The organism is Pseudomonas sp. GW821-FHT11D10, from assembly GCF_058808435.1.
Window position 1 is genome coordinate 50910 of record NZ_JBXARR010000008.1, and the last position, 12632, is coordinate 63541.

Below are 12632 nucleotides of genomic sequence, written 5' to 3' on the forward strand. Positions count from 1 at the left end.
GACTTTTCCGAAAAAAACCGTCACTCATCCGGATTAAAGAAGTTACTCCGTCGTGCTCGGACTCCAGAACGCCTGCACTACCAGGCTTGAAGTGGAAATCCGCTTCACCAGTGCATCCAGCTCATCGCCATCCACCGACGTGGTTGCGAGCGTGGCTTCTATCTCGATTTCGTCGGCCCCGAAGGCGTGCACATCGACGTCACTGGCCGGGTAGTTGCTGCGTTCGAGCTCGGCTTCAAGCAAGGCGAACACGGCGGTCTGCTGCGAACGCCTAGCGATGACGTAGACGATGTTGGTGACTTCCGCCGAGACCACGTCCAGCGGCTGACGGTTGATGTTGTTGACGATCGGCCGCAGCAAGGTATTGGCGGCGAGCACGAACAAGGTGCCCAGCACCGCTTCGGCCAGCAGGTCGGCACCGGCGCAGGCGCCGACGGCCGCCGAGGTCCAGAGCGTGGCGGCGGTGTTGAGCCCGCGCACGTTGCCTTCCTCGCGCATGATCACCCCGGCACCGAGAAAACCGATGCCGGAGACCACATACGCGACCACCCGCACCGCGCCTTCGGCACCGGCAAGACGGTTGGCCATGTCGACGAAAATCGCCGCCCCGACCGCCACCAGCACATTGGTGCGCAAGCCCGCCGTGCGTTGCCGGTACTGGCGTTCGAAGCCGATCAGGCCGCCGAGGATGAACGCCGCGCTGAGGCTGACCAGGGTGTCGAGCAATGAGGTGAGGTTGAGATTGTTGATCGCTTGCATGTCGAACTCCTTGAAACCGCCCCCCTTGCTCCCACAAGGGGGGAATTCTTGCCTGTTACTGCCAGCCGAAGCGTCGGATGTAGAAACCTTTGACGGCCTGGGTCAGCGCCATGTACGCCAGCAGGATCACCGGCAGGAACACGAAGTACATCGATGGCAGCGCCTGCAATTTGAAGTAGTGCGCCAGCGGCCCCATCGGCAGGAAGATGCCCACGGCCATGATGATTCCGGTCATCACCAGCAACGGCATGGCCGCGCGGCTTTGCAGGAACGGAATCTTCGGCGTGCGGATCATGTGCACGATCAGCGTCTGGGTCAGCAGCCCCACCACGAACCAGCCGGACTGAAACAGGGTCTGGTGATCCGGGGTGTTGGCATCGAACACGTACCACATCAAGGCGAACGTTGTGATGTCGAAGATCGAACTGATCGGGCCGAAGAACAGCATGAAGCGCCCGACGTCCCCTGGCTGCCAGCGTTGTGGCTGTTTCAGCATCTCGTCGTCGACGTTGTCGAACGGGATCGCGATCTGCGAAATGTCATACAGCAGGTTCTGCACCAGCAGGTGCATCGGCAGCATCGGCAGGAACGGAATGAACGCACTGGCCACCAGCACCGAGAACACGTTGCCGAAGTTCGAACTGGCGGTCATCTTGATGTACTTGAGCATGTTGGCGAAGGTTCGGCGCCCTTCCAGCACACCCTCCTCCAGCACCATCAGGCTCTTCTCCAGCAGGATGATGTCGGCCGCTTCCTTGGCGATGTCCACCGCGCTGTCCACGGAAATCCCGATGTCTGCGGTGCGCAGCGCCGGGGCGTCGTTGATGCCGTCGCCCATGAACCCGACCACGTGGCCGTTGCCCTTGAGGATGCGCACGATGCGTTCCTTGTGCGACGGCGTCAGCTTGGCGAACACGTTGGTGGTTTCCACCGCCATGGCCAGTTCCGCGTCGCTCATACGCTCGATGTCGTTGCCCATCAACAGGCCTTGCTGGGCCAGGCCCACTTCGCGGCAGATCTTGGCGGTCACCAGTTCGTTGTCGCCGGTCAGCACTTTCACCGCCACGCCGTGTTCGGCCAGGGCCTTGAGTGCCGGGGCGGTGCTTTCCTTCGGTGGATCGAGGAACGCCACGTAACCGATCAGCGTCAGTTCCTGCTCGTCGCCCAGGCTGTAAGTGTCGCGACCTTCAGGCATCGACCGGGCCGCCACTGCTACCACACGCAAGCCTTCAGCGTTGAATGCTGCTGTTACCTGACGGATTTTCGCCAGCAATTCATCGCTCAAGGCCTCGTCGACTTCACCGTGACGAACCCGGCTGCACACCGACAGAACCTCTTCCACCGCGCCTTTGCAAATCAGTTGATGCGGCTGGCCGCGCCCTTCGACCACCACCGACATGCGCCGACGGTTGAAGTCGAACGGGATCTCGTCGACCTTGCGAAACGCCGTGCCGACCTTCAGCTCACGGTGGATTTCCACGTGTTCCAGCACCGCCACATCCAGCAGGTTTTTCAGGCCGGTCTGGTAGTAGCTGTTGAGGTAGGCCATTTCCAGCACGTCATCGGAGTCTTCGCCCCAGACGTCGACATTGCGTGCCAGGAAGATCTTGTCCTGGGTCAGCGTGCCGGTCTTGTCGGTGCACAACACGTCCATGGCGCCGAAGTTCTGGATTGCATCCAGGCGCTTGACGATGACTTTCTTGCGCGACAGGAACACCGCGCCCTTGGCCAGCGTCGAGGTGACGATCATCGGCAGCATTTCCGGGGTCAGGCCCACGGCGATCGACAACGCGAACAGCAATGCTTCGGTCCAGTCGCCCTTGGTGAAACCGTTGATGAACAACACCAGCGGCGCCATGACGAACATGAAGCGGATCAATAGCCAGCTGACTTTGTTCACGCCTTGCTGGAACGAAGTCACCGCGCGATCAGTCGCCCCGACCCGCTGCGCCAGCGCACCGAAATAGGTGCTGTTGCCGGTGGTGAGAATCACCGCCACCGCCGTGCCGGACACCACGTTGGTGCCCATGAACAGGATGTTGTCGAGTTCCAGCGGATTGCGCGTGTCGCGATCGGCCTGACGCGGGAATTTTTCCACCGGCATCGATTCGCCGGTCATCGCCGCCTGGCTGACGAACAGATCCTTGGCGCTGAGCACTCGGCAATCGGCAGGAATCATGTCGCCGGCCGAGAGCACGATCAGATCGCCGGGCACCAGTTGCTTGATCGGCAGTTCAGCGCGCGGCGCATCCCGGCGCAGCACCGTGGCGGTGTTGCTGACCATCGCCTTGAGCGCGTCGGCGGCCTGGTTGGATTTGCTCTCCTGCCAGAAGCGCAGCAGCGTCGACAGCACCACCATCGAGAAAATCACGATGGCGGCCTTGAGGTCTTCGGTCAGCCACGAGATCACCGCCAACAGGGTCAGCAGCAGGTTGAAAGGATTTTTGTAGCAGTGCCACAGGTGGGTCCACCACGGCAGCGGTTGCTCGTGTTCGACTTCATTGAGGCCGTGCTGCGCGCGCAGTACATCGACTTCGAAATCGGTGAGGCCGTCGGTGTGGGTACCGAGGTTCGACAGCAGCACGCCGCTGTCGCAATGGGCGGCGTCCACCAGTGTATTGGCGAGAGTCGGCGGCACTTCACGGCTGACCGTGGTGTCGCTGAGGGTTTCCAGCAAGGCCAGGCGACGGAAGTGCCGGGCGATGTGGCGGGTCCGCAGGAAGCCTGCGAAAAATTCCTTGAGCGTAAGTTTCATGGCTGTTGCCCCTATGGTCAGCCGGGAAACCGTCGAGCAGGTACGTCCTCGTCCTGGGCACCGGGAAACCGGCACGGCAAGGCGTGGCGCGCCGGTCAGAAAAGACAGGCGTGTCGATAGGGCTGCAATGACGACGATGAAGTCGACTTCACAGGCTTTTCAGTGTCGATGAGAAGGACGTCGGGACATGACCGGGACCGGTCATGATCGGGATGCCGCTGCTCGCTGTTCGGCGAGACAACGGCACAAAGGAATGCGCGTTATCTTGCCGAGAATCCGCCGGTTACAAGGACCGGCCGACAACTGTCACTCGAACAAGTACCCACTGTGGGTCTCCGCTATTGATGAAAACGCGCGAAGCTTACGCCCCGATGTCTGGAGAGTAAACCCGCAAAAGGAAGTGTGTCGGGGAATGTGGCGGGTGTTCAGGAAGGGTTCAGGATTGGCACCGGGATCGTTCCCACTGCGTGGGAACGATCTGGTCGAGAGGATACTTAGCTGGCAGTCGCCAGCAACAGATCCATCACCGAACGGCTGTGCCCACGGTTCTTGCCATGCTCATACAGCGAGCCGGCAATCTCGTCCGCGCGGATCGGCAGGATCGACAGCAGCGTATCGCTCAGACCGTGGCTGGCCTGGCAGAAGCCCTGCATGTACAGACCGGCCTTGCAGCGCTCGTCGGTGATCAGTTTGTAGTTGCGATCGACTTCGAAGTCGCCCAGGTACTCCTCCAGCGGCGCCAGCAGTTTGCGGTGCATCTGGCGCTCGTAACCGGTGGCCAGCACAACCGCGTCGTAGGCACGTACAGTGACTTCGCCGGTGGCGTTGTTGCGCACGGTCAGTTCAATGCCGTGTTCGGTGGCAGTGGCTTTCTCGACAGTGGTCAGGGTACGGAACGCGTGGCGTGCCACGCCCGAGACTTTCTGGCGATAGAAGATGCCGTAGATACGCTCGATCAGGTCGATGTCGACCACCGAGTAGTTGGTGTTGTGGTACTCGTTGACCAGACGCTCACGCTCACTGCTCTTCTGCTGGAAGATCAGGTCGGTGAACTCCGGCGAGAACACTTCGTTGACGAACGGGCTGTCGTCCGCCGGCTTCAGGGCCGAGCCGCGCAGGATCATGTCGACCTGCACCGACGGGAACGAATCGTTCAGGTCGATGAAGGCTTCCGCCGCGCTCTGCCCGCCGCCGATGATCGCGATGCTCATCGGCTGGTTGTTGACGCACGGTTGTTTGGCCATTTCCGCCAGGTACTGTGAGTGATGGAACACCCGACCGTCGCCCTTCAGCGCCTTGAACGCTTCGGGAATGCGTGGCGTGCCGCCGGCGCTGACCACCACCGAACGCGCGGTGCGCACGAATTGCTGGCCGTCCGTCCCCCGGGAAATCACCCGCAGGGCTTCGACCTGATGGTTGTGCAGCACCGGCTCGATGGTCAGCACTTCTTCGCCATAACGGCTCTGCTCGGTGAACTGTGCAGCGACCCAACGCAGGTAGTCGTTGTACTCCATGCGGCACGGATAGAAGGTGCCGAGGTTGATGAAGTCCACCAGACGGCCGTGGTGCTTGAGGTAGTTGACGAACGAATACGGGCTGGTCGGATTGCGCAGGGTCACCAGATCCTTGAGGAAGGAAATCTGCAACTCGCTCTGGGTCGAGAGCGTATTGCCGTGCCAGCTGTAGGTCGGTTGTTTGTCGAGAAACAGCACATCCAGTTCGCCCTGGGTCGGGCCGCGCTCTTGCAGAGCGATGGCCAGCGCCAGGTTCGAAGGGCCGAAACCGACGCCGATCAGGTCGTGAACGATGGGCGATGCAATTGCCTGTGTCATTTCCAGTGTCCTCTGGACGAAAAGCCTGAGTGACCTGACCGGCCTTGAGCAGGACAGCAGATCGTCTGTTGAGTAGGAACGAGGACAGTGAAATAAAATTTAACGACGACGGCTCAATGGGCGTCCCATTGTTTGATGCGCAGGCGGCAATGCTTCATGGCGTTGACGATGTGCTTTTCCACCAGAGCCTTGGAAATCCCTAGGTGTTCGGCAATCTCGGGGTGCGACAGACCTTCGATCTTTCGCAACAGAAAACTTTCGCGGCACAGCGGCGAAAGTTCAGCCAGGGCACGCTGGAGCATCTCCAGTCGCTGGCCGTGATCGAAGGTGTTGTGGGGGGACGGGGTGAAGTAGCGCTCTTCGCTGTCGAGCACTTCCAGCGATTCGACCTGACGCAGGGCATTGCGCCGATGGTCGTCGATCACCAGGTTAAGGGCTGTGCGATAGAGAAATGCCCGAGGCTGCTCGATCGGCGTTTCGCTGGATCGCTCCAGCACCCGCAGATAAGCGTCATGCACCACGTCTTCGGCCACCTGACGGTTGCCGAGCCTGGCGTTCAGGAAACACACCAACTCGCGATAGTAGTTTTCCAACATGATTCCCCGCCGCAGCGTGCGGTTTCGATCCTTGAGCCAGATCCGCGACTGTCGAAACGGGCAGTGGCACGGTAGTGGCAATTTCAGGTGCGTAATTTATAGTAATTCTCATATAGATTTAAAGTGCTGTTTCCATTTGCCCGACAAATTGTTGCCAGCTATACCTGTTACCGCGTTTTTCAGCGCTTAAATTCCCCACCCCGTCTTTCGTTTAAAGGACAGCCCCCGTGTCTGTCGCGCCCTGCGACAGCGTTCGATCGTGGCCCGTTCACGGTGCCCGCTGAACGACGGGCCTATTTCCACTGGCCGGAACCCTGCATGAAACGTCCCCGCCCCGCCCGACGCGCCCTGCTCATCGCCCTTTGCCTTATCCCCGTTATTGCTGTTGCCACCTGGCAGGTGTTGCCGCCCGGTCGGGACAAATTCGCCACCGTGCAAGTCTCCCGTGGCGATATAGAAAGCAGCGTGACCGCACTCGGCACCCTCCAGCCTCGCCGTTACGTAGATGTCGGCGCCCAGGCGTCGGGGCAGATTCGCAAGATCCACGTGGAAGTCGGCGACGTGGTCAAGGAGGGTCAGTTGCTGGTGGAGATCGACCCCGCGACGCAAAAGGCCAAACTCGACGCCAGCCAGTTTTCCATCGAGAACCTGAAGGCGCAGTTGCAGGAACAACAGGCTCAACATGAACTGGCGCGTCAGAAGTATCAGCGCCAGCAGAACCTGGCTGCCGGCGGCGCCACCCGTGAAGAAGACGTGCAAACCGCACGCGCCGAACTGAAAGCCACGCAGGCCCGCATCGACATGTTTCAGGCGCAGATCCGTCAGGCACAGGCGAGCCTGCGCAGCGATCAGGCCGAGCTCGGTTACACCCGGATCTTCGCACCGATGGCCGGCACCGTGGTCGCACTGGACGCGCGCGAAGGCCAGACACTCAACGCCCAACAACAGACGCCACTGATCCTGCGGATCGCCAAACTGTCGCCGATGACGGTCTGGGCTGAGGTTTCCGAGGCCGACATCGGCCACGTCAAACCGGGCATGAGCGCTTATTTCACCACCCTCAGCGGCGGCAACCGGCGCTGGAGCAGCACCGTGCGGCAGATCCTGCCGGTGCCGCCCAAACCGCTGGACCAGACCAGCCAGGGTGGCGGCAGCCCGACCAGCACCACCAAAAGCGGTGCCGGTCGCGTGGTGCTGTACACCGTGCTGCTGGATGTCGACAACGCCGACAACGCGCTGATGGCAGAGATGACCACGCAAGTGTTCTTCGTCTCCAACGAGGCAAAAAACGTCCTCACCGCCCCCATTGCCGCCCTGCATGGCAGCGCAAAACCCGATAGCCAGATCGCCCGGGTCGTGGCGCAGAACGGCGACATCGAGCAGCGCATCGTACGCACCGGCATCAGCGATCGCTTGAAAGTGCAGATCCTCGACGGTCTCAGCGAAGGCGATCACCTGTTGATCGGCCCGGCCGACGGCAACGGAGGCTGAATGCAAACGCCCCTGATCGACCTGCAGGACATCCGCAAATCCTACGGTGGTGGCGACGCGCCCGAAGTTCACGTGCTGCGCGGCATCGACCTGTCGATCCATGCCGGCGAGTTCGTGGCAATTGTCGGCGCGTCCGGCTCCGGCAAATCGACGCTGATGAACATCCTTGGCTGCCTCGACCGCCCCACGTCCGGCGAATACCGGTTTGCCGGGGAAAACGTCGCCGGCCTGGACACCGATGAGCTGGCCTGGCTGCGTCGCGAAGCCTTCGGTTTCGTGTTTCAGGGATACCACCTGATTCCGTCCGGCTCCGCCCAGGAAAACGTCGAGATGCCGGCCATTTATGCCGGCATTCCCGCCGCCGAACGCCATGCACGGGCCGCCGCCCTGCTCGAGCGCCTCGGTCTGGCCTCACGCACCGGCAACCGCCCCCACCAACTCTCCGGTGGCCAGCAACAACGGGTGTCGATTGCCCGCGCCTTGATGAACGGCGGCCATATCATTCTGGCGGACGAACCGACCGGGGCCCTCGACAGCCACAGTGGCAAGGAAGTGATGGCGCTGCTCGACGAGCTGGCGAGCCAGGGTCATGTGGTCATCCTCATCACCCACGACCGTGAAGTGGCGGCTCGGGCCAAGCGCATCATTGAAATCAGCGACGGCCTGATCATTCGCGACAGCGCCGCGCAAGACCCCACCGTGCAGGCCAGCGCCAACCCCGGAGCCTTGCAGGCCGTGGATCTGCGCAAGCGCTTGAGCGAGGGCAGCGAAGCGAGCGGTGCCTGGAAAGGCGAACTGGTCGATGCGGTGCAGGCGGCGTGGCGCGTCATGTGGATCAACCGCTTCCGTACCGCGTTGACGTTGCTGGGCATCATCATCGGCGTGGCGTCGGTGGTGGTCATGCTTGCGGTCGGTGAAGGCAGCAAGCGCCAGGTCATGGCACAGATGGGCGCGTTCGGCTCCAACATCATTTACCTCAGCGGCGCCGCGCCGAACCCACGCACGCCGCCGGGCATCGTCACCCTGGATGAAGTCGCCGCACTGGCCAGCCTGCCGCAGATCACTCGCATCATGCCGGTCAACGGTGCTGAAGCCGGGGTGCGCTTCGGCAACCTCGATCACATGAGTTACATCGGCGGCAACGACACCAATTTCCCGGACATCTTCAACTGGCCGGTGGTCGAGGGCAGCTATTTCACCGAGGCCGATGAGCGCAACGGTGCAGCCGTGGCGGTAATCGGCAAGAAGGTCCGCGACAAGTTGCTCAAGAACGTGAGCAATCCCATCGGCCAATACATCCTGATCGAAAACGTGCCGTTCCAGGTGGTGGGGGTACTCGCCGGCAAAGGCGCCAGTTCCGGCGATCAGGACAGCGACAATCGCATCGCCATCCCCTACTCCGCTGCGAGCGTGCGGCTGTTCGGCACGCACAACCCCGAGTACGTGGTGATCGCCGCCGCTGACGCGCGCAAGGTGCATGAGACCGAAATGGCCATCGAGCAGTTGATGTTGCAGTTGCACAACGGCAAGAAGGATTTCGAACTGACCAACAACGCCGCGATGATTCAGGCCGAAGCCCGCACGCAAAACACCCTGTCGCTGATGCTCGGTTCGATTGCCGCGATTTCGCTGCTGGTCGGCGGCATCGGCGTGATGAACATCATGCTCATGACCGTGCGTGAACGCACTCGCGAAATCGGTATCCGCATGGCCACCGGCGCCCGTCAGCGCGACATCCTGCGTCAGTTCCTGACCGAGGCGGTGATGCTGTCGGTGGTCGGCGGCATTGCCGGCATCGGCCTGGCACTGCTCGTTGGCGGCGTGTTGATACTCAGCGAAGTCGCTGTCGCATTTTCCCTGGTGGCAATCGCCGGCGCCTTCGCCTGCGCACTGATCACCGGGGTCGTTTTCGGCTTCATGCCCGCCCGCAAAGCTGCCCGGCTCGACCCGGTCACGGCCCTCACCAGTGAATGATCGATCTATGAAACCGCAACTGAGCCTGTTGACCCTTTGCCTGATGCTGAGCGCCTGCGGCAGCCCCGCCCCACGCCCGGAAAGCGGCGTGACCGCCCCCGCCGCGTGGCAGTCGCCGACCGGGCAATCGGTGGCGCAGACCAACCAGCAATGGTGGACACACTTCGCCAGCCCGCACCTGAACCAACTGATCGGACAGGCGCAAAACGGCAGTCATGATCTGGCCGCCGCCATTGCCCGCGTACGTCAGGCTCGCGCCAGCACAGTGATCGCAGGCGGTTCGCAATTACCGGAAATAACCGCAGGCCTGAATGCCAACCGCCAAAAACTGCTGCGCGGCAACGGCTACAGCCAACTGGATGCCGACAACAGCAACAAGGCCGTGGACTACTTCGACGCCAACCTCAGCGCCAGTTATGAGATCGACTTCTGGGGCGGTCAGGCCGCCACCCGCGAAAGTGCCCGCCAGGGCCTGCGCGCCAGTGAGTTCGATCAGGCCACCGTGGAGTTGACCCTGCTCAGCGACGTCGCCAACCGCTACACCCAGGCGCTGTCATTGCAGGAACAAAGCCGCATTGCCGCGCTGAACCTGGCCAACGCACAGAGTGTTCTGCAACTGGTGCAGACCCGTTTCAATGCCGGCTCCGCTACCGCGCTGGAACTGGCCCAGCAGAAAAGTCTGGTGGCGGCGCAACAGCGACAACTGCCCACGGTGCAGCAACAGGCCGAGGACGCGCGAATCGGACTTGCGGCGCTGCTCGGACGACCAGTGCAGGAATTGTCACCAAGCCTCGAATCGTTCGATCAACTGCAATGGCCACAAATCGCTGCCGGGCTGCCCAGCGACCTGCTGACCCGCCGCCCGGACATCGCCCGCGCCGAAGCGCAACTGGCAGCCGCCCGGGCAGACGTCACAGTCGCCCGCGCCGCCATGCTGCCCAAGGTCACCCTGAGTGCGCAGCTGGGCTCCGGCGCCAATCGCTTCGACGATGTGATGCGCAGCCCGTTCTACAACCTCACCGCCGGGCTGATTGCACCGATCTTCAATAACGGTCGCCTGTCTGCAGAACGCGACAAGGCGACCGCACGCCAGGAAGAACTGCTGGAAACCTATCGCGGCGCGATCATCAATGGCTTCGCCGACGTCGAAAAGGCCCTGAACAGCATTCAGGGTCTGGATCAGCAGCGGCAATGGCAGACCGAAGAACTGAATCAGGCACAGACCGCGTTCAACCTTTCCCAGAGCCGCTATCAGGCCGGCGCTGAAGATCTGCTGACCGTGCTGGAAACCCAGCGCACGCTGTACGCCGCGCAGGATCTCAACGTGCAACTGCGGCTGGCGCGGATGCAGGCGAGCATTGCGTTGTACAAAGCGTTGGGCGGGGGTTGGGAGACGCGCTGAAAAACAAAAGATCGCAAGCTGCGATCTTTTGCTTCAAACCTTGGCTTTCAAATGACGCGCATACCAGGGCCGTTGCGGCACGCGGCGGAACAGCGCGGCGAGTTTCTTCTCGTCGCCGATGAAGGTGATGCGCAGCGCCAGTTTCATGGTCTCGGGATCCATCTCCACTGACTTGCCCACCTGCAACCCCGGGGTGGTGCTGCAGCCGTGGGTGGTCGGCCCCAGCCACGGGTCCGCGACCTCGTTCCAGCGCCCCGGCGCAAACCACTGCACACCGTTGACCACTTGCCGCGTGACTTCGCCCGGATGGAAACGCTCATGAGCGCGGAACCAGTCCTCGATGCGGTCATCGATCCAGCCATGGAAATGCCAGAACACCGGATTGACGTGGGATGAAAACGGATCGCCGAGGAAGTCGTTTTCCGCCGCAAACCAGCGCGCGGCGAAATCCGCCGGATCCCGGGCAAACGGCACCGGCTGGCCGTTGGACGGATCACGCGGCACCGAGGCCCAGCGCATGTGCAACCAGTCGTGCAGCCCCAACTCCACTTCAGAACCGAACTGGCCCAGCGTGAGTTTGGCCAGATAAGCCGGATCGCGGTATTGCGATTCCCAGACCTGGAAATTGCTTTCATAAGTCTCGGCAGTTTTCAGGTCGCTGACCCACTGGCTGTACTCATTGTCGCCATCGGCCAGCCACGTCGGCGGCAGTGCCGTGCCGTCGTGGTTGTCGAAGTAACGGGCGAAGCCGATCCGGTCGCGGATCAGCTCGGGTTGCGGCAGCGGGAAATACTCCCACGACGGCAGGTCCTGCATCGAACGCGCCGTGCCCAGCATATGCCGGTGCATGAAGAGGAAGTCGACGCCCGAACCGTTGCGGTCCTTGCGATCGCCACGGGCATCGCGCTCCTTGTCGCGCGGGCCGGGTTGCCAGCCGAGACCGCGCAACGCGTTGCGCTTGTCTTCGGCAAGGGTGTGCCATTTGTCCCGCGTGGCGTGCCAGACCTGGTGAAACAACCGATGCTCGGGAGAGATCAGCCACGCCAGCAGCGTCGGGTTCAGCGGCGTGCGCTGCCGGGCTTCGGGGAACAGATGTTTGACAGCAATGAAGCGGTTGTCCTGCATCGGCAGCGCCAACGGCCGATCCAGACGCGACACCCGACCGCTGAGGCTGCCGCTGCCGGCGTTGCCGAAATCGGCCCAGACTTCGTCGAGGACCATTTGCAGTTCGTAGTCGATATGGCCGTTGGCACTGATCAGCCGCCAGCTTAGCTTTGCTGCGTCGCCACCGACCAGATCACCGATTATTCGGTAACGCGGTGTTTCGCCGGAACGCAGACGCTCGGGCGTATCCAGAAAACCGCAGACACCGCGCCCCTTCTGGCCGATGTCGAGAAACACTTGCAGACCGCTTGCCGGCAGCCCTTCGACACCCGCGTCACGGCCCTCGAAACGGATATCCCAAACCCCGCGCAGCTTGTTCGCCAGACGCTGACCGGCCGTGTCGGCCACGTCGAACGACGCCTCGCCGGGGGTGATCGTGGGGTCCGGTCTGGTCCATTCACGATGACCAAAATACGCCGCAGGCACCGCAGCGCCGGTCAGCGCCAGGCCTGCCATGAACCATCGTCGAGAAATCTTCATTGCCCTACCTGTGTCAGCCATGAAGCAGGCTTTATCCAAGCTAGAACGTACGCTGCCCCGACAAATTTAAGGGCGCCCTCGCCACAGGGCGATGCGACTAAATTTCGTTGCCAATCACTCGTTCTTTCCAGATAGCAATGGCCCCTGCGCCAGCACCTCGACGGCGAACCTGACTGAGA

8 protein-coding genes are annotated in these 12632 nt (G+C 61.9%); 3 read left to right on the plus strand and 5 right to left on the minus strand.

What is annotated here, in order from left to right:
* Positions 1–42: 42 nt before the first annotated feature.
* The 4 genes from AC1RT4_RS21955 to AC1RT4_RS21970 all read right to left on the minus strand — a co-directional run bounded on the left by AC1RT4_RS21955 (position 43) and on the right by AC1RT4_RS21970 (position 5942).
* Positions 43–759, minus strand: coding sequence for an MgtC/SapB family protein (locus AC1RT4_RS21955; protein WP_085607898.1), 717 nt, complete (start codon positions 757–759; stop codon positions 43–45).
* 55 nt (positions 760–814) lie between these two features.
* On the minus strand, positions 815–3514 hold the full coding sequence (gene mgtA, locus AC1RT4_RS21960) for a magnesium-translocating P-type ATPase (RefSeq protein ID WP_493087823.1): 2700 nt from the start codon (positions 3512–3514) through the stop codon (positions 815–817).
* 494 nt (positions 3515–4008) lie between these two features.
* A complete protein-coding gene (locus AC1RT4_RS21965) occupies positions 4009–5346 on the minus strand; it encodes a lysine N(6)-hydroxylase/L-ornithine N(5)-oxygenase family protein (protein ID WP_493087825.1) in 1338 nt (445 codons plus the stop codon).
* A 113-nt stretch (positions 5347–5459) separates the two neighbouring features.
* The gene (locus AC1RT4_RS21970) at positions 5460–5942 is read right to left on the minus strand and encodes a sigma-70 family RNA polymerase sigma factor (RefSeq protein ID WP_007956380.1); all 483 of its coding nucleotides are present in this window, start codon (positions 5940–5942) and stop codon (positions 5460–5462) included.
* A 318-nt stretch (positions 5943–6260) separates the two neighbouring features.
* Between AC1RT4_RS21970 and AC1RT4_RS21975 the strand changes: the two genes are divergently transcribed.
* Genes AC1RT4_RS21975 through AC1RT4_RS21985 form a run of 3 tightly spaced genes read left to right on the plus strand, consistent with a single transcriptional unit; the run spans position 6261 to position 10809 of the window.
* The gene (locus tag AC1RT4_RS21975) at positions 6261–7433 is read left to right on the plus strand and encodes an efflux RND transporter periplasmic adaptor subunit (RefSeq protein WP_493087827.1); all 1173 of its coding nucleotides are present in this window, start codon (positions 6261–6263) and stop codon (positions 7431–7433) included.
* Positions 7434–9407 (plus strand): MacB family efflux pump subunit, encoded by a 1974-nt coding sequence (locus AC1RT4_RS21980; RefSeq protein ID WP_493087829.1) that lies wholly within the window; start codon positions 7434–7436, stop codon positions 9405–9407.
* 7 nt (positions 9408–9414) lie between these two features.
* Positions 9415–10809 carry an efflux transporter outer membrane subunit gene (locus AC1RT4_RS21985; RefSeq protein WP_493087831.1) on the plus strand — a complete coding sequence of 465 codons (1395 nt, stop codon included), beginning with the start codon at positions 9415–9417 and terminating at the stop codon, positions 10807–10809.
* 33 nt (positions 10810–10842) lie between these two features.
* Here AC1RT4_RS21985 and pvdP read toward each other — a convergent pair whose 3' ends face one another.
* Entirely contained in the window at positions 10843–12453 is a 1611-nt protein-coding gene (pvdP, locus tag AC1RT4_RS21990) for a pyoverdine maturation tyrosinase PvdP (protein ID WP_493087832.1), read from the minus strand.
* Between the last annotated feature and the right edge of the window lie 179 nt (positions 12454–12632).

Excerpts from the sequence above, each read along its gene's own strand:
- AC1RT4_RS21955 (WP_085607898.1), bottom strand. The coding sequence starts at position 759 with ATGCAAGCGATCAACAATCTCAACCTCACCTCATTGCTCGACACCCTG.
- mgtA (WP_493087823.1), bottom strand. The coding sequence starts at position 3,514 with ATGAAACTTACGCTCAAGGAATTTTTCGCAGGCTTCCTGCGGACCCGC.
- AC1RT4_RS21965 (WP_493087825.1), bottom strand. The coding sequence starts at position 5,346 with ATGACACAGGCAATTGCATCGCCCATCGTTCACGACCTGATCGGCGTC.
- AC1RT4_RS21970 (WP_007956380.1), bottom strand. The coding sequence starts at position 5,942 with ATGTTGGAAAACTACTATCGCGAGTTGGTGTGTTTCCTGAACGCCAGG.
- AC1RT4_RS21975 (WP_493087827.1), top strand. The coding sequence starts at position 6,261 with ATGAAACGTCCCCGCCCCGCCCGACGCGCCCTGCTCATCGCCCTTTGC.
- AC1RT4_RS21980 (WP_493087829.1), top strand. The coding sequence starts at position 7,434 with ATGCAAACGCCCCTGATCGACCTGCAGGACATCCGCAAATCCTACGGT.
- AC1RT4_RS21985 (WP_493087831.1), top strand. The coding sequence starts at position 9,415 with ATGAAACCGCAACTGAGCCTGTTGACCCTTTGCCTGATGCTGAGCGCC.
- pvdP (WP_493087832.1), bottom strand. The coding sequence starts at position 12,453 with ATGAAGATTTCTCGACGATGGTTCATGGCAGGCCTGGCGCTGACCGGC.